Source organism: Pseudodesulfovibrio sp. 5S69 (assembly GCF_037094465.1).
GTDB lineage: Bacteria > Desulfobacterota > Desulfovibrionia > Desulfovibrionales > Desulfovibrionaceae > Pseudodesulfovibrio > Pseudodesulfovibrio methanolicus.
The window spans coordinates 475,903-493,056 of record NZ_CP146609.1 but is presented as its reverse complement, the minus strand read 5'-3'; the positions used below and the strand labels follow the sequence as shown (position 1 = coordinate 493,056).

Genomic DNA, 17,154 nt, shown 5'->3' with positions numbered 1-17,154 from the left:
GATTTCGTCCGGCGCGCAACCCCGCATGCCCGCCCTATCGAGTGCCGGTCTTAACACCGGCGAACCGTCGGCGGCGTTCTTCTATCCCCCTGTGTCCGGTTCAGCCCGCAGAAGGCCGCCCAGGCGGTCAGGAGTCGCTTTTCGCAGGCAGGGGGAACGCGCGGTGCAGTTTCCGACCGAAGACGGATTCGGCCGCTGGGGACTCGATGCCGCCGTTTGAAGACGGAAGGATGTAACGGTACTTCTCCACCCGGACAAGCGGGGCGTTGATGAACTGGGCGTACCGACCGATGTCGTCGAGGAACAGGGCGCCCATGCGCTCCTGGTCGCGGCTCATGTCGAGGCGTATGGAGCTGTCACCCCGAGGTTTCTTCCTGGCTGGATTGGTGAAGGTTTCTATGAGTATCTTTTCGATGAAATTGGGCTCCCACGGCTCGTTGACCAGGACGATGGGCCTGTCCGCGGCGAGTACCGGCCTGAGAAGCGCGTAATCGCGGGACATCTGGACCAGGGAGTTGGTGGGCGGAATCCGCTTGATGGAGAACCCGGCGAAACTGATGAACAGGATGGCGATGAGCGCGATCCCCGTGCGCCTGTGGCGGTCCTTCAGCTTGAACAGGAAGTAGAGGAGCAGCAGCAGGCCGTAGGGGGCCATCTGGGGGTAGTATCGCGCGCCGTACGGCAGGGCCAGCTTGAGGGGCGCAACCCCGGAGATCATGTACAGGACCAGAAACATGCACCCCAGGTACAGCGCGCCGAGGCCGCGCACGCGCATGTCCCTGTCGCGCAGGGCGGCTCCGGATGCGGCCAGGGTCAATACGGCTATGGGCAGGAGCCCCTTGAGTTTTTTCAGTTCGACGAATTGCAGCAGGTAGTTCTTGAGGGTGATGGGGAGGTCCGGATGATCGCCCCTGGTGGCGCTGAGCAGGCCGAGCCGCCCCATGGGATTGCCGGAATCCCACCAGAACCAGCCCCACTCCGCGAAACACAGTCCCGCGGCCACGGCGGTGAACAGGAGCACGGCCTTGACGTCGCGTGTGGGCAGCCAGATGAGCAGGATGATGCCGGGGTAGGTGTAGAGCTCGGTCACGCGCGCCCCCCAGCCCAGGAAAAAGCAGACGCCCGCCAGGACCAGGAGCCAGGAGGACCGCCTGTCTATCCAGACCATGACCAGCCAGACCATGAGCGCGGTGAACCCGAGTTCGAACACGCCGGGAAATATCTGGCTGCCCGTGACCACCATGAGCGGCAGCAGGGTGGTCAGCAGGGAAGCGGCGATGCCGAGCTTGAGCGAGTGGATTTTCTCGCCGATGAGGCAGATGCAGACCGAGGCCACGGACGCCAGGGTGAAAGGCAGCACATAGGTCAACAGGGGGTTCGGCCCGAAGAGTTTGATCAGCCCGGCCAGGGGCAGGATGACGGCCCAGCGCATGGAGTGGTTGTACCAGTGGGAGATGCCCAATCCGGCGGCCAGGCGGCGCGCCTCCATCCACTTGCTGGCGTTGTCGCCGTCCATCAGGTATTCCGCCGTCACGAACCGGACCAGGAGGCTGAACAGGAAAAGCAGGAGGAGTACCTGGGCGGGATGCCTCTCGGCCCAGGCGAAGATTCTGTCGAGGCGGGAGGGCATGGGGCTTATCTCCTGAAGAAGTTGCTCATCACCGTCAGGCCGCCTTTGACCAGCGACCGGACGTCATGGAAGTTCCTGACCTCGAAAAGTTTTTTGAAGATGTACCCGGGGCGGAGGTACAGCTTGTTGTACGCCTCGCGATGGATGGCCATGAGCTCTTCCGAGGTCATGCCCGCGGGCACGTACACCGGGTATTTGGGCATGTTGTATTCGAGCAGCAGGTCCTTCATGTAGAACTGCGGATCGAACTGGCCGAATTTCTGGGCGCGCTTGTAGTCCTGGGTGCCGGGCAGGGGCACGAACAGGGTGAACGAGGCCACGTCCAGGTCGAGGCTCTTGGCGAATTCGATGGTCTTGCGCATCTCCTCCGGGGTCTCGTCCAGGTGGCCGAGCATCAGATAGCCGCGCGTCTTGATGCCCACCTCGTTGGTGATCCTGACCGCTTCGCGGATCTGGTCCAGGGTGACGCCCTTGTTCATCTGGTCGAGGACGCGCTGGGAGCCCGACTCGATGCCGTAGGCGATGAAGGTGCACCCGGCCTTGGCGAGCAACTCCAGGATCTCCCGGTCCACGTTGTCCACCCTGGACTCGATGGACCAGGTCAGGTCGAGGTCCAGCTCGATGAGCTTGTTGCAGACTTTGATCACCATCTCCCGGTTGGCCGCGAAGTTGTCGTCGAAGATGGCCACGTCCTTGGCCCCGTATTCGTTCACCAGGAGGAGGAACTCGTCGATGATCCGTTCCGGCGAGTTGTAGCGCACCTTTTTGCCGAAGAGCTTGTGTACGCAGAAACTGCACACGCCGGGGCAGCCGCGCGAGGCGAGCAGCATGTGGGACGGCTGGCGGGTGGTCCGGGCCACGGTGGCGCTGTACAGGTGCATGGGCAGCAGGTCGCGGGCGGGCTGGGGGAGGCTGTCGAGGTCTTCGATCAGCGGGCGCCTCGGGGTGCGGAAGAGTTCGCCGTCGCGCAGCAGGCAGAGGCCCCTGATCTCGGCGAACCGCTCTCTCGGCAGGCCGCTGTCCAGCGCCTGGGCCAGCTCCAGCGTGGTCATTTCCCCTTCGCCCACGACCACGAAATCGGCGCCGTTTTCCAGAAATTCTGCGGGCATGGTGGTGGCGTGCACGCCGCCCGCCATGATTGGCTTGTCGAGCTGCGAACGGAGCATGCGGATCAGTTCGTGGGCCCGCTTGGCGTGGGCGGTCATGGCGCTGACGCCGACGATGTCGAAGTCCCGCGCCCGGTCCACGATCTCCTGCAGCGGGGTGTGTTCGGCCACGCCGTCGATGATGGCCACGCCGTGGCCGTTCTCGCGCAGCACGGCGGCAATGGACGCCAGGCCGAGCGGCGGCAGGAAACTGGCCGTCGTCTTGGTGACGATACCGTCGTTTTCATTGGATAAAATGGAGGGAAGGACCAGGAGTACGTTTGCCATGAGCTGTTATCCGCTTCGGGTGGTCGTTCATAAAAGGTTCGCGGCGGGCATCGCCTGCCGCGAACCGAGGGGCCGCAGAAATTTTTCCTTAAGCCGCCGGAGGCAAAAAATCCAGTCCGGCGGCAGGTCGCGCGGGGAGGCTCCAGCGGATGGCGGGCCGCACGGGCTCCGCCTTCTCGCCGGTACGAAGGCCCGGCCGCGCGAGGAACGCCTCGGCGAAGCGGCCCGGCCCTGCCGCTACTTGAATTTTCTGTACGCCGCCAAGCACATGCGCAGCATGATCATGGCGTTCTTCAGCCGCCCCGTCATCTTGGTCTCGCCGTTGACGCGCTCCATGTAGCGCACGGGCAGGTCCTGATGCTTGAGGCCCAGGCGGGCCGCGCCGAAGATCAGTTCGTAGTCGCCCCAGCGGTCGTCGATGCCCCAACTGCCGAGCAGCTCCTTGAGCCGCAGCCAGTCCTCGCGCCAGAGGACCTTGGTGCCGCACAGGGTGTCGGTGACGGACTGGCTCAGGATATAGGAGAAGAGCAGGCTGAAGGCCTTGTTGCCGAAGATGTTGGCCAGCCGCATGGCGTCGTCGCGCATGGGGTAGACCGACCGGGTGCCGTTGATGAATTCGCCCTTGCCCGACGCCATGGCGTTGTAGAACTTGGGCAGGTCTTCGGGCGGCACGGTCAGGTCGCCGTCCAGGATCATGACCATGTCCTGGGTGGCGGCGTTGAAGCCGGTCCAGACGTTCTCGGCCTTGCTGATGCCGGGGCCGTCGACCAGCTTGATGTCCCTGTCCGGGTGCTCTTTTTGCATACGCCGGACAACGTCCGGCGTACCGTCCGTGGACTTGTCGTCGCAAAAGATCAGTTCGGTATGGCTGCCCATCTCGGGGGTGCGCAGCACGGCGGCCTCGATGTTGTCCGCCTCGTCCTTGCAGGGCACGATCACCGATACGCCGAACTCGCCCCTGTCCACCGCCGGGACCGGACGGGCGACCATGATGTTCATCAGGCACAGGTGGTTGATGACCGGCAGGCCCGCGATGTAGTTGTTGACCAGCTCGGAGAGGATCGGGACCTTGTAGGGCGCGAGGATCTTGCGGGTGTGGGCGGTCGGCTCGAACCCGGCCAGGGTGACGAGCTGCTCGATGTGCGCCTTGGACAGCCAGTTCTGCGGCGTGGACGGGCGTTTCATGCCCCGCCGCTCCGCGAACCGGAGGAACGGCTTCCAGAAAAAGTTGTACCAGGTGATGATCAGCCGGGTCCCGGGATGGCAGGCGCCCTGGAGCCTTTCCAGGGCGGTCTGGACGTCGAACATGTTGTTCACCGCATCCAGGATGAGGATGTAGTCGAACTGCTCGGTGGCCTCGAACTCCTCGGGTGCGCAGGTATGGAAGGTGAATTCCGGGTGCGCCCTGCGCGCCTCCTCGACCAGCTTCGGCGCCGTCTCGACGCCCACGCCGTAGGAGGGCTCCGTCCAGGCGAGGTACTGGCCCGCGTCGGCGTTGACCGCGAGCACGCGCTTGCCGGGCTCGACGTAGAACCGCACCATGTCGCGCAGTTTCCGGTAGAGGTATCCCTTGGCCCCGGAGAGGTCGCTTATGCGCTCCTCGGCCCTGGCGCCGTAGACGTCGATATATTCCTGCCGGTGCTCTTTCCTGCACTGTTCGTACAGCTCGAAGATAGTGGACATGGTTATCCCTGCTCTGCGCCTCGGACGCGCCATCCGTCGATGATCTCCCGGATGATCGCCTCGATGTCGTAAGTGTATTCCCAGTCCGGGTAATGGGCCTTGAACTTGCGGACGTCGCTGATGTACCAGATGTGGTCGCCTATCCGGTTGTCGTCCGTGTAGGTGTAGTCCATCTTTTTGCCGGTGAGCCGCTCGCACATGTCGATGGCCTCCAGCATGGAGCAGTTGGAGTGCCGGCTGCCGCCCACGTTGTAGACCTCGCCCGGATGCGGCTTCTGGTGGAAGTGCCAGAGCATGTTGACCAGGTCCGAGGAGTGGATGTTGTCGCGGACCTGCTTGCCCTTGTAGCCGAAGATCGAGTAGTGGCGGCCGGTCAGGCAGCAGCGCACCAGATAGGAAAGAAACCCGTGCAGCTCGGTGCCGGAGTGCCCGCCGCCGGTCAGGCAGCCGCCGCGGAACACGCCCGTGTTCATGCCGAAGTACCGGCCGTATTCCTGAACCAGCAGGTCGGCCGCGGCCTTGGACACGCCGAAGAGGGAGTGGGTGCAGCGGTCGATGCTCATGGTCTCGTCGATGCCGTGTTCCGCGAACGGGTGGGACGGCTCCAGTTCCCAGCGGGTTTCCTGCTCGACCAGGGGCAGGGCGTTGGGGGTGTCGCCGTAAACCTTGTTGGTGGAGGTGAACAGGAAGGCGGCCTCGGGGCAGTGCTTGCGGGTGGCCTCCAGCAGGACCAGAGTGCCCGTTGCGTTCACGGAGAAATCGGTGATCGGCTCGCGGGCCGCCCAGTCGTGCGAGGGCTGGGCCGCAGTGTGGATCACCGCGCTGATATCGCTGGAATATTTGGCGAAAAGTTCGTCAACGGCGTTCTCGTCCCGGATGTCGATCGCGGCATGGGTGTATCGGGGGAGGTCGTGTTCCAGCTTGAGCTGGCTCCAGTGGGTGGAAGCCTCCTCGCCGAAGAAATACGAGCGCATGTTGTTGTCCACACCGACCACGTCGAATCCCTTGGCGGCATAGAAGCGGACCGTCTCCGCGCCGATCAGGCCGCACGAGCCGGTTACGATGATGACTGCCATGTATGGTTCTCCTTAAATCCGTTTGTTGCCGAAAGGTCGCCGTCTCGGATCATATGGGGGTGGGGTCGGGTTCCTGCGCCGTGCGTGGAGTGGCCGGGGTGGAAACGAACCGAGGCACCTCGGATCGGGATGCGGTCAAAAATTGTCTGCTTTCGGAATAGTTGCGAAAAATAAGTCTCTCGGACTTTTAATATAAAAAAGATTGATTCACCCCAAATCGCCGTTTCTGTCAAGGCAAAAGCCGGTTTTGGCCCCGCAAGCGGGGGCTGGCGGCGGAAAGGAGCCGCATTGTCCGCCGGGACGCTCCCGTCGACAGGCGGGGCTCAGGATTCAGCGTCCTTTTCGCGCACGTGGAGCAACTCCCTTGAGTGTCCGGCCGTGGCGAGTACGGCGAGCCCCAGGAGGGTGGGCGGGATGAAATTGTAGGCCCGGACGGTCAGGGCGATGGCCAGGGCCTCGGTCTTGGGCAGGCCGCCCAGAGCGAGGACGGCGACCATGGCCCCCTCGGTCATGCCGATGCCCCCGGGCAGGCCGGGCACGGTCAACCCCAGGTACACCGCGCCGTATACGCCCAGCAACTGGGCCGCGCTGAGGTCCATACCCATCAGCCAGATGGGGATGAGGCCCAGGTAGAAGAAATTGCAGACCCACAGGACCAGCGTGGAGCACAGCGGCTTGACCAGCACCCGGCCCTGCAGGGCCTGGCGGACGGCGGCGGTCCCCAGGCGCACGAAGCGGCGCACCGGCTCGCTGGGGATGCGCGCCAGGTGCAGCCCCTCCGGGGGGATGCGGCGGGCGGCGACGGCCAGCACCGCCCAGCCCGCGACCACGGCCAGGATCAGCGGCAGCGCATACCCTCCCAGGCCGAAGGCCAGGGCCACGGCCAGCCCGGTCAGGGCCAGGATGTTCACGTCCAGGAACCGTTCCAGAAAGATGATGCCCATGGACCGGGAGAATCCCAGAGGGGACTTGCGTTTGAAATACGCGGCCTTGGCGAATTCCCCCAACTTGGTCGGCAGGACGTTGTTGAGGGCCAGGGCGAGCAGGGTCCCCAACACCCCGAGGGCGACCGTCAGCCGCCCTTCCGAAAGCTGGCTCAGGCGCAGCCCCATGAACGCGTAGATGGGCAGGGTCGAGGCCAGGACGCCCAGCGCCCTGAGCGGCGAGTAGTGCGAGAACGTGTCCGCCAGGACCGGCCAATCCACGTCCGTGCAGAGGTAATAGAGGCAGGCGGCCAGAATGGCCAACTGCACGAGGATGAAGAGGATGCGTATTTTCATGGTCTGTTTCGGCGGTCCCGATGAATTCCCGTACTTATGCCCTTCGGCGCCGTTTGGCAAATGTCCGGCGAAGTCCACCCGCCGTCGACCGGCACGGAACGCAGTGCCGTGCGGCCGTTCCCCGCTTTCCTGGTCCGGGCGCTGCGGCCATGCTCCCGGACGCGGAGCGGCCCTCCGGGTCCTCGGGGGGCTTGCCGCAGCGTCCGCCGTCTCCCTCTTGCTGCGGATTTTCCGGCCGGGAGTCAACGGGCTTGGACAGCCGGCCCGGTCAGTGCAGGGAGCCGATCATCCGGCGCAGCCTCCGGTGGGCGAACCAGAAGAAGAACCCGCCTATCCCGGCCATGCCCAGGAAATCGGGCCAGATGACCGAGGGGCCCGCTCCCCGGAAGAGGATGGCCTGGGCCAGGGAGACGTAGTGGGTGGTCGGGGCCAGGGACATGACCCACTGGATGACCTGGGGCATGCTCTCGCGCGGGGTGGTCCCGCCGGACAGGATCTCCAGGGGCAGGAGGACCAGGATGGCCAGCAGGCCGAACTGGGGCATGGTCCGGGCCAGGGTGGCCATGTAGATGCCGATGGAGGCTGCGGCGAAGAGGTAGAGCAGGGTGCAGCAGGCGAACAGCGGGGTGGAGCCGTTCAGGGTCACGCCGAGTGCGCCCTGGACCATGACATGGAGCGAAAGGGTCGAGACCGCCAGGACCACCAGCCCCATGGACCAGACCTTGGAGACCATGATTTCCAGCGGGGTCACGGGCATGACCAGGAGGTGCTCGATGGTCCCGTGCTCGCTCTCGCGGATGAGCGCCGCCCCGGTCAGCAGGATGCCGAGCAGGGTGATGTTGTTGACGATGGAGTTGATGGCCGCGAACCAGGACTGGCGGACGTTGGGGTTGAAGAAGACCCGGATGTTCAGCTTGACGGGCACGGCCGCCGAGGACTGGTATCGCTGCGCCCAGGCCCGGATCTCCCCGTCCACGATGTTCTGCAGGTAGGCCGTCCCGGTCTGGGCCTGGGACAACCGCGTAGCGTCCACGTTCAGTTGCAGGTCAGGGGTGCGCCCGGCGGCGACGTCCCGCTGGAAGTCGGGCGGGATGTCCAGGACGAAGGTGTACCGCCCGGAGTCCATGCCCTTGTCCATTTCGGCCAGGCCGATGAGCACCGGGGACATGAACTGCGGCGGGTGCAGGGCCGCGATGATCCGGCCGGACAATTGGGACCGGTCCTCGTCCACTACGGCCACGGTGGCCCGGCTCAGGGACTCGGGCTTGGCCCTGGCGTCGGCGTAGACCGTGCCCGTGAACATGAACAGGATCAGGAAGAGCATGGCCTTGTCGTAAAGCAGGCTGCGGAACTCCTTGACCCCGAGCGTGAAGATGTTGGACAGGCTGCCCAAAAGCGCGTTTGCCATCCTAGGCCCCCTGTTTCCTGAGGAAGAGCACGCTCAGGATCGTGGTCACGGGAATGGCCGCCAGCAGCGGCCAGAAGAACCCGGCCAGGTGGGCCGGGCCCAACCCCTTGGAGAAGGTCCCCTCGCTGATGAGCAGGTAGTAGGTGGTCGGGTACAGGGACCCGACCAGCCGTCCCGCGCCCTCCAGGGTGGAGACCGGATCGATGAGCCCGGAGAACTGGATGGCCGGGAGCAGGGTGAAGATGGCCGTGCCCGCGATGGCCGCCACCTGGCTCGACGTCAGGGTCGAGGCCAGCAGCCCGAGTCCGGTGGTGGCCACCACGTAGACCACGGCCCCGGCCGTCAGGGTCGCCAGGCTGCCCGAGAAGGGCACCCGGAACAGGGTCACGGCCATGACGAACAGGAAGGCGAAGTTGATCAGCGAAAGCCCGATGTAGGGCAGTTGCTTGCCCACCAGGAACTCGAACTTGGTCACCGGCGTGGTGTACACGTTGAGGATGGAGCCCATCTCCTTTTCGCGGACCACGCCGAGTGCGGTGAGCATGGCCGGGATGAACACCAGGAGCAGGGGGATGACCTTGGGGACCATGGCGATGATGCTCTTCATCTCCGGGTTGTAGCGGTAGCGGACCTGCATGGCGTACGGGGAGGCCGTCCTGCCGGACAGGGCCGCCAGCCTGGACAGGTATTCGCCGTGTACGCCCTGGACATAGCCCCTGGCGATCTCGGCCCGGCTGGGCATGGCCCCGTCGATCCACGCTCCGACCTCGGGCACGGCGCCCCGGTCCAGGTCGCGGCCGAAGTTCGGCGGAACCTGGATGACCACGGACAACTCGCCCGCGACCATGCGCCGGTCCATCCCGGCCGGGCTCAGGACCGGTCTTTTCGGCGAGAAGTACCGCGACCCCTCGTATTCCAGGATGTATCCGTGGCTGGCCGTGGTCCGGTCCTGGTCCAGGGCCGCGAAGGACAGGTCCTCCACGTCCAGGTTGATGCCGTAACCCATGACCAGCATGAGGATGAGCGTGCCGAACAGGGCCATGCCCAGCCGGATGGGGTCGCGCTTGAGCTCCATGGATTCGCGGATGGAGAAGCTGAGCAGCCGGGATGGGCTGAACCGGGGGTGGGGCACGCCCCTCTTCCCCGGTGTCTCGGCCGTGAAGACGCCCTCTCCGTTTCCAGCCCCGGAGGTCTCGGCCGCGGCCTCCTCCAGGTAGGCGATGAAGGCCTGCTCCAGGGTCCCGGCCCGGCGCTTCTCCTGCAGGGTGCGCGGGGCGTCCGTGTCCAGGATCTTGCCCGCGTGCATCAGGGCCACCCGGTCGCAGCGCGAGGCCTCGTTCATGAAGTGGGTGGAGATGAAGATGGTCACCCCGTCCTTGCGCGACAGGTCGATGATCAGCTCCCAGAATCGGTCGCGGGCCACGGGGTCCACGCCCGAGGTGGGTTCGTCCAGGATGAGCACGTCGGGCCGGTGGAGCACGGCCACGGCCAGTTGCAGCCGCTGCCGGATGCCCAGCGGCAGGTCGTCGGGGCGGTCGTCGCGGTAGCGCGCCAGGCCGAAACGCTCCTCCAGCCCGTCCACGCGCCGGACGGCCTTGTCCGGGGGCAGGTGGAAGAGCCTGGCGTGCAGCTCCAGGTTGCGGCGCACGGACAGCTCGCCGTACAGGGAGAAGGCCTGGGACATGTAGCCCACGCGCCGCCGGGTGGCCATGTTCCGGGCGTCCAGCTTGCGGCCCAGGAGCCGGGCCTCGCCCCTTGTCGGTTCGAGCAGGCCGGTGAGCATCTTCATGGTCGTGGACTTGCCGCACCCGTTAGAGCCGATGAAGCCGAAGATCTCGCCCCGGTCCACGGACAGGTTGACGTCGTCCACGGCGGTGAAGTTGCCGAAGCGCATGGTCAGGCCCGTGGCTTCGATGACCGTCTCGCCCTTGTCGAGCGCCGGTATCCGCAGTTCGTGGTGGCCGCGCTTGCGCTCCTCGGGCAGCAGGGCCAGGAACGCCCCTTCCAGGTCCTCGGCCCCGGTGCGTTCAAGCAGTTCCGCAGGGGGGCCCTCGGCCAGTTTCCTGCCGTCGTCCACGGCCACCAGCCAGTCGAACCGCCCGGCCTCCTCCATGTAGGCCGTGGCGATGAGCACGCTCATGGACGGCCGTCCGGCCCGGATGCGCTCGATGAGTTCCCAGAACTGCCGCCGGGAGAGGGGGTCCACGCCGGTGGTCGGTTCGTCCAGGATGAGCAGGTCCGGGTCGTGGACCAGGGCGCAGCACAGGCTGAGCTTCTGCTTCATGCCGCCCGAGAGCTTGCGCGCGGGCCGGTCCGCGAAGTCGCTCATGCCCGTGCTGTGCAGCAGGTCCCGGATGCGCCGGTCGCGCTCGGGCCGGGACTGGCCGAACAGGCGGCCGAAAAAGTCGATGTTTTCGCGCACGGACAGGGTCGGGTAGAGGTTCCTGCCCAGCCCCTGGGGCATGTACGCGATGCGCGGAAACAGGGCTTCGCGGTGGCGGCGGGAGCGCATGTCGCCGCCGAGCACAGTGACCGCGCCCTGCTGTATGCGGCGCGCCCCGGCCATGAGCCCGAGCCAGGTGGACTTGCCCACCCCGTCCGGGCCGATGAAACCGACCATCTTCCCGGCGGGCAGCTCCAGGGAGACGTTGTCGGCGGCCAGGGTCCGGCCGTAGCGGTGGGTCACGGACCTGAGCCGGACGACGGGGTCCGGCCGCTCCCCGACGCTCGGCGCGTGGCTCACTTCCTCTCCTCCGGGAGCTTCACGGCCAGCCTGTCGGGCCATTGGGCGTCGCGGTCGATGCGCACCCAGGCCACGCCGGGCAGGCCGGTCTTGACGTACCGGGCATAGCGCCGGAGCAGTTCCGGGTCGATGCGGGCCTTGATCCGGAACATGAGCTTCTGGCGCTCGTCGCTGGTCTCCACGGATTTGGGCGTGAACTGGGCCACGCTGGCCACGAAGGAGATTTTGGCCGGGATGACGTATTGGGGCGCGGCGTCCAGAACGACGCGGGCCTCGCCGCCCATGGCCGCACGCCCCGCCTGGACCTCGGGCAGGAAGAAGGTCATGTACACGTCGCTCAGGTCCACCAGGCTGACCACCTTGCCCCCGGCTGCGACCACCTCGCCGGACTCGACCACGCGGTACTGGACCCGGCCGGGTTTGGGCGCGCGGAGCACGCCGTCTTCGAGGACCTGTTCCAGGCGGTCGACCACGGCCTGGGCCGCATTGATGTTCGCCCCGGCCTGGGCCACCAGGGCCTTGGACGCCTGGGCCGCCGCCTGGGCCGCCTTGACCTGGGCCTGGGCCGCGCGCCAGGCCGCCTGGGCCGTGCGCAGGTCGCCCTGGCTGTTGTCCGCGTCCTGCTGGGAGACCACCCCGCTCTTGACCAGGGTCTGGATGCGCTTGTCGCTCTTGCGGGCCACGTCGAGGACGCTCTGCTGCCGGGCCAGGTCGGCCTGGGCCGTGGCCACCTCGGCCTGGCGCTGAAAGACCTGGGCTCTGGCCGTTTCCAAGGCGCTCCGGGCCCTGGCCAGGTCGGCCCGGGCCTCGGCCACCTGGGCCTTTTCCGTCTGCATGTCCATGCGCGCCACCACGTCGCCCGCCTGTACGTAGTCGCCCTCGTCCGCCAGGACCTCGGCCACCTTGCCGCCCCATTTGGCGGCCACGTCGATCTCCGTGGCCTCGATGCGCCCGTTGCCCTCGGCGAACCCGGCCTCGGTCACGTCCCGGTTGAGCCAGTACCAGGCCCCGGCGCCGCCCAAGACGATCAGAATGAGCATGCCCGTCAGCAACGGGCCGAACTTGCGTTTCATGGGACCACCTCGCAGTTGTCGCGTTGGACGTCCTCCGAGGGGCGTCCGTCCGTCCGGGTGATGTAGTCTTCGAAAATTTTCCAGTTGGTCCCGGCCTGGGAGGCCACGTCCACCTGGCACAGTCCCCGCCCGGCCAGTATGCCGAGGGTGGAGAACAGCCCGAGAAAGGCGATGAACAGCCGCTCGGCCGTCTCGTCGGCCCGGATGCGCCCGCCGTCCTGGCCCCGGCGGATGACCCCGGCCACCTCGTCCGCGAACCCGTCCAGGTGGCGGTTCAGGCGCTCGCCCAGGGAGGGCTCCTCCAGCCAGAGCAGGTCCGAATAGAAGAGCACCGGCACGGCCGGGTGCCGCTTGAACAGGCGCACATGGGAGAAGAAAAGCTCGCGCAGCAGGCCGACCGGCCCGGTCGCCTCGCGGAAGGCCCGATCCCGGCTCTCGGTGTACACGCCGAGGATGTGATCCACCACGGCGGCCAGGATTTCGGTCTTGCCCGCATAGTGCCGGTACAGGGCCGGGGGCGTGACCCCCACCTGGCTGGCGATGTTCTTGACCGTCAGGGCGGAGATCCCCTCGGAGACCACCAGTTCCAGGGCCGCTTCGGCTATCTGTCCTCTGCGGACGTCGCTGTCGAGACGTTTCCTCATGTTGTCAGTTAACGGTCATTCACTAAGGAAAGTCAAGATGAGATGAGCGGAGCTGGACGGGCGGGAACAGCCTCTCGGGCAGCCGGAACGGGAAGGCCGAAACGCGAGGCCACCTTGACGCGGGCTCCCCTTTGTTTCAGGCTTTATACTGAGGCCGACCCTGAAGAACACACGGAGCACGATCCCCATGGAAACCATATTGAACAAGCAGTGGCATCACCTCGAAGGCGCGGAGGCGGCCCGTCTCCTGGACACGGACCCGGCCGGGGGCCTCGACGAGTTCGAGGTGGACAGGCGGCGCAAGCGGTTCGGCGAAAACAGCATCTCCGGCAGGAAAGGCGCGTCCGCCCTGGCCCGGTTCCTGCTTCAGTTCCACCAGCCCCTGGTCTACATCCTCATCGCGGCCGGGGCGGTGACCGCCTTTCTCGGCGAGTGGATAGACTCGGGCGTCATCTTCGGCGTGGTCCTGGTCAACGCCCTGGTCGGGCATTTCCAGGAATCCAAGGCGGTCAGGGCTCTGAACTCCCTGTCCGCCAACCTGAGCGCCGAGGCCCGGGTCCTGCGCGCCGGAAAGGCGGTCCGGCTCCCCGCGCCCGAGGTGGTCCCCGGCGACGTGGTCCTGCTGCGTTCCGGCGACAAGGTTCCGGCGGACCTGCGCCTGCTCTCGGAAAAGGAGCTGCGCATCGACGAGTCCATGCTCACCGGCGAATCCCTGCCCGCGGCCAAGGACGGCTCCCCCCTGCCCCCGGACACGGTCCTGGCCGAGCGCCGGAACATGGCCTATGCGGGCACCCTGGTCAGCTCGGGCCAGGGTGCGGGCGTGGCCGTGGCCACGGGCAACCACACCGAGATCGGGCGCATCTCCGGGCTCATCGACTCGGCCGACGAGCTCCAGACCCCGTTGACCCGCAAGATCGCCCGGTTCAGCCGGGTGCTCCTGCTGGCCATCCTGGGACTGGCCGCGGCCTCCTTTGTCCTGGGCGTGCTCCGCGACGAGCCCGTGACCGCGATGTTCATGGCCGCCGTGGCCCTGGCCGTGGGCGCGATCCCCGAGGGGTTGCCCGCGGCCGTGACCATCATCCTGGCGCTGGGCGTGTCGCGCATGGCCGGGCGCAAGGCGATCATCCGCAAGCTCCCGGCCGTGGAGACCCTGGGCGGCACCACGGTCATCTGTTCGGACAAGACCGGGACCCTGACCGAGAACCAGATGACGGTCCAGGAGATCTACGCCGGGGGCAGGGCCTACGCGGTCTCGGGCCTGGGCTACGCGCCGCGGGGGGAGGTCACCCCGGCGGAGGGCGGGGACGGTCCCGGCGAGGCCCTCGCGGAGTGCCTGCGGGCCGGGTTGCTGTGTAACGATGCGGGCATCGGCGTCCGTGATGGCCGCCACCGGGTGGAGGGCGACCCGACCGAGGGCGCGCTGCTGGTCTCGGCCGGGAAGTACGGCCTGGACAGGGACCGGGAACGCGATGCCTTTCCGCGGTTGGACGAGTTGCCCTTCGAATCCGGGCGGCAGTACATGGCCACCCTGCACGACGCGCCCGGCAACGAGGGCCGCGTGGTCTATCTCAAGGGCGCGGTGGAGAAGGTCTTGGACTGCTGCAAGGAGACCTTGCTGCCCTCGGGCGAGGTCGGGGAGCTGGATGCCGGGGCCGTGATCCGGGCCCAGCGCGCCATGGCCGAAAAGGGGCTGCGCGTCCTGGCCTTCGCCCGCAGGGAGCTGCCCGGCGACGGGCGGCTTGAACGCTCGGCCGCGTGCGCGGGCATGGCCTTTCTCGGGCTCCAGGGCATGATCGATCCGCCGCGCGAAGAGGCCGAGGCGGCCATAGCCGCCTGCCTGCACGCCGGGATCAAGGTCAAGATGATCACCGGCGACCACGCCCTGACCGCCCAGGCCATCGGCCTGCGCCTCGGCCTGAGCGGCGGGGACTGCGACGGGAAGTGCCCGGTCATGACCGGGCACGAGATCGCCGAACTGGACGACGCGGAGCTGATCGAACGGGTGCCCGGCATCCCGGTCTTCGCCCGGGTTTCGCCCGAGCAGAAGCTCCGCCTGGTCATGGCCCTGCAAAAGAACGGCGAGGTCTGCGCCATGACCGGCGACGGGGTCAACGACGCCCCGGCCCTGAAGCAGGCGGACATCGGCGTAGCCATGGGCGAGGCCGGCACCGAAGTGGCCAAGGATGCTGCGGACATGGTCCTGACCGACGACAATTTCGCGACCATCGAGGCCGCCGTGGAGGAAGGGCGCGGCGTGTTCGCCAACCTTGTCAAGTTCATCGCCTGGACCCTGCCCACCAACGCGGGCGAGGGACTGGTCATCCTGACCGCCGTCCTGTTCGGCGCGGCCCTGCCCATCCTGCCGGTGCAGATATTGTGGATCAACATGACCACCGCCGGCTGCCTGGGCATCACGCTCGCCTTCGAGCCCATGGAGCCGGGCAGCATGGACCGCCCGCCCCGGCGGCCGGACAGCCCCCTCCTGGGCCGGCCCATCCTGCGCCGCATCGCCGTGGTCAGCCTGCTGCTGCTCGCCTGCGCCTTCGGCATGTTCCAATGGGAACTGGCGGCCGGGGCGTCCATGGAAGTGGCCCGGACCGTGGCGGTCAACGTCTTCGTGACCATCGAGGCCTTTTACCTGCTCAACGCCCGGTCGTTCACCCGCTCGCCCCTGGCCCTGGGGCTGGGCACCAACAAGTGGGTCCTGGGCGGCTGCGGCCTGATGTTCGTCCTCCAGCTCCTGTACACCTACGCCCCGGTCATGCACCAACTGTTCGCCAGCGCGCCCCTGGGCCTCGTGCAGTGGGCCAGGGTCCTCGGCTGCGGCCTGGCCGCCTACGCCATCGTGGAGTTCGACAAGAAGCGTGCGTCCCAGGACGGCTGACGGTATGCGGCCCCGCTTCGGAAGGTTGCCGATCAGAGAACGGTAACCATTGACAGATATACCCATGATTCAAATTATGAATCTATGGAAATAGTAACTATTGTAGCTTGTTACCAATCGCTGGTATATACACTATACTATACTGATTAAAAAATACGAAGCCCTCAACCGGCGGTTTCCGCCACCACAGGTTGTGGGTCGTTACATCTGATCGTGCAGTTGCCAGTGACGCCTCAGGCCCTCTTTTCCAGGCGGAGCGACATCCGAATCCTATACGGAACACAGGAGCACTCCCATGCTGCAACTGCTCGTTATCGACGAAAGCAAGAAGTTTCATACGGCCATCGGCCGGGCCACCGTGCTCTATGATCCCCAGAAGAACCGTTCGACCCCGCTTGCCGAGGATCGGGCCCTGGAGGCCTCCGCCCACGGCGCGGGGTCGGTTACCAAATCCCGCCGCAAGCGGGAAAAGGCATCGGAGTTGCGTGCCCGGCGGGCAGTCGGGCCTCTCCAGGGAGGACATGAACCCCCTGAGCCTGGGCGCTCTGCTCCACGACGTGGGGCAACTGCTTCTGCCCGAAGGCATCGCGAGCAGCCCCAAACTGAGCAAGGCCGGGTGGATTCTCGTCAAGCGGCACCCCCTGACCGGCGTGCAGTTGCTCTCCAAGCTGCCCGGTATCGACCCGACGGTCATGAAGATCGTCTATCAACATCACGAGCAGTGCCACGGCAGGGGATACCCCAAGGCCCTCAAGTGCGACACTATCTCCGACCTCAGCAAGATCGTGGCCATCGCGGACGTGTACGACCGGCTGGTCAACGCCCGGGACGTGAAGCGCGGGCTCGCCCCGCACAAGGCCCTCGCCCTGATGTTCGCCAAGAAGCGGAAGGAATTCCAGGGCGAATACCTGGAGACCTTCATCAAGATGCTCGGGGTGTACCCGCCCGGCACCGTGTGCCGGTTCAGCTCCGGCGACGTGGGCGTGGTGGTCTCGGTGGACCCGGCCAACCCCCTGTTGCCGGAAGTGGTCATTTACGACGCGAACATCCCCAAGCGCGACGCCATGATCTACCGGCTGGGCGAGGACATCGACCTGTCCATCACCGGCATTCTGAACCCGGGGGAATAGACCGCGAAGTCAAGGGATACCTCGATTCCCGGTCCGTGGTGCAGTATTTCCCCGAAGGCTGATTCCCCGCCCCGGCGTCGGGAAAACCGCACCAATGCGGTCTGCTATATCTATCCAACCCATTTATAACCTAAATATAATAGTCCGCGCGCACCCCGCTCCGGTATGCA

General features: G+C 66.3%; 11 protein-coding genes. 2 read left to right on the top strand and 9 right to left on the bottom strand.

The window, feature by feature from the left end; all coding sequences use genetic code 11:
- Positions 1 to 127 precede the first annotated feature (127 nt).
- The 9 genes from V8V93_RS02255 to V8V93_RS02215 all read right to left on the bottom strand — a co-directional run bounded on the left by V8V93_RS02255 (position 128) and on the right by V8V93_RS02215 (position 12,970).
- On the bottom strand, positions 128 to 1,630 hold the full coding sequence (locus V8V93_RS02255) for a hypothetical protein (RefSeq protein ID WP_338668749.1): 1,503 nt from the start codon (positions 1,628 to 1,630) through the stop codon (positions 128 to 130).
- Positions 1,631 to 1,635: 5 nt separating this feature from the next.
- On the bottom strand, positions 1,636 to 3,063 hold the full coding sequence (locus V8V93_RS02250) for a B12-binding domain-containing radical SAM protein (protein ID WP_338668748.1): 1,428 nt from the start codon (positions 3,061 to 3,063) through the stop codon (positions 1,636 to 1,638).
- Positions 3,064 to 3,300: 237 nt separating this feature from the next.
- Complete coding sequence (locus tag V8V93_RS02245) at positions 3,301 to 4,746, bottom strand: glycosyltransferase (protein ID WP_338668747.1); 1,446 nt, start codon at positions 4,744 to 4,746, stop codon at positions 3,301 to 3,303.
- 2 nt (positions 4,747 to 4,748) lie between these two features.
- Entirely contained in the window at positions 4,749 to 5,822 is a 1,074-nt protein-coding gene (locus tag V8V93_RS02240) for an NAD-dependent epimerase/dehydratase family protein (RefSeq protein ID WP_338668746.1), read from the bottom strand.
- A 323-nt stretch (positions 5,823 to 6,145) separates the two neighbouring features.
- Complete coding sequence (locus V8V93_RS02235; RefSeq protein WP_338668745.1) at positions 6,146 to 7,102, bottom strand: lysylphosphatidylglycerol synthase transmembrane domain-containing protein; 957 nt, start codon at positions 7,100 to 7,102, stop codon at positions 6,146 to 6,148.
- A 268-nt stretch (positions 7,103 to 7,370) separates the two neighbouring features.
- Positions 7,371 to 8,510, bottom strand: coding sequence for an ABC transporter permease (locus tag V8V93_RS02230; protein WP_338668744.1), 1,140 nt, complete (start codon positions 8,508 to 8,510; stop codon positions 7,371 to 7,373).
- Position 8,511: 1 nt separating this feature from the next.
- The gene (rbbA, locus tag V8V93_RS02225; protein WP_338668743.1) at positions 8,512 to 11,253 is read right to left on the bottom strand and encodes a ribosome-associated ATPase/putative transporter RbbA; all 2,742 of its coding nucleotides are present in this window, start codon (positions 11,251 to 11,253) and stop codon (positions 8,512 to 8,514) included.
- Entirely contained in the window at positions 11,250 to 12,326 is a 1,077-nt protein-coding gene (locus tag V8V93_RS02220; RefSeq protein WP_338668742.1) for an HlyD family secretion protein, read from the bottom strand. The genes rbbA and V8V93_RS02220 overlap by 4 nt, the downstream gene beginning before the upstream one ends.
- A complete protein-coding gene (locus V8V93_RS02215; RefSeq protein ID WP_338668741.1) occupies positions 12,323 to 12,970 on the bottom strand; it encodes a TetR/AcrR family transcriptional regulator in 648 nt (215 codons plus the stop codon). The genes V8V93_RS02220 and V8V93_RS02215 overlap by 4 nt, the downstream gene beginning before the upstream one ends.
- Before the next feature lie 187 nt (positions 12,971 to 13,157).
- On the opposite strand from V8V93_RS02215, the gene V8V93_RS02210 reads away from it, so the two are divergent.
- Entirely contained in the window at positions 13,158 to 15,854 is a 2,697-nt protein-coding gene (locus V8V93_RS02210) for a cation-transporting P-type ATPase (RefSeq protein ID WP_338668740.1), read from the top strand.
- Between the two features lie 521 nt (positions 15,855 to 16,375).
- Positions 16,376 to 16,984, top strand: a complete 609-nt coding sequence (locus V8V93_RS02205) for an HD-GYP domain-containing protein (RefSeq protein WP_338668739.1) — start codon at positions 16,376 to 16,378, stop codon at positions 16,982 to 16,984.
- The last annotated feature ends 170 nt before the right edge of the window (positions 16,985 to 17,154 follow it).

Excerpts from the sequence above, each read along its gene's own strand:
- V8V93_RS02255 (WP_338668749.1), bottom strand. The coding sequence starts at position 1,630 with ATGCCCTCCCGCCTCGACAGAATCTTCGCCTGGGCCGAGAGGCATCCC.
- V8V93_RS02250 (WP_338668748.1), bottom strand. The coding sequence starts at position 3,063 with ATGGCAAACGTACTCCTGGTCCTTCCCTCCATTTTATCCAATGAAAAC.
- V8V93_RS02245 (WP_338668747.1), bottom strand. The coding sequence starts at position 4,746 with ATGTCCACTATCTTCGAGCTGTACGAACAGTGCAGGAAAGAGCACCGG.
- V8V93_RS02240 (WP_338668746.1), bottom strand. The coding sequence starts at position 5,822 with ATGGCAGTCATCATCGTAACCGGCTCGTGCGGCCTGATCGGCGCGGAG.
- V8V93_RS02235 (WP_338668745.1), bottom strand. The coding sequence starts at position 7,102 with ATGAAAATACGCATCCTCTTCATCCTCGTGCAGTTGGCCATTCTGGCC.
- V8V93_RS02230 (WP_338668744.1), bottom strand. The coding sequence starts at position 8,510 with ATGGCAAACGCGCTTTTGGGCAGCCTGTCCAACATCTTCACGCTCGGG.
- V8V93_RS02220 (WP_338668742.1), bottom strand. The coding sequence starts at position 12,326 with ATGAAACGCAAGTTCGGCCCGTTGCTGACGGGCATGCTCATTCTGATC.
- V8V93_RS02215 (WP_338668741.1), bottom strand. The coding sequence starts at position 12,970 with ATGAGGAAACGTCTCGACAGCGACGTCCGCAGAGGACAGATAGCCGAA.
- V8V93_RS02210 (WP_338668740.1), top strand. The coding sequence starts at position 13,158 with ATGGAAACCATATTGAACAAGCAGTGGCATCACCTCGAAGGCGCGGAG.
- V8V93_RS02205 (WP_338668739.1), top strand. The coding sequence starts at position 16,376 with ATGAACCCCCTGAGCCTGGGCGCTCTGCTCCACGACGTGGGGCAACTG.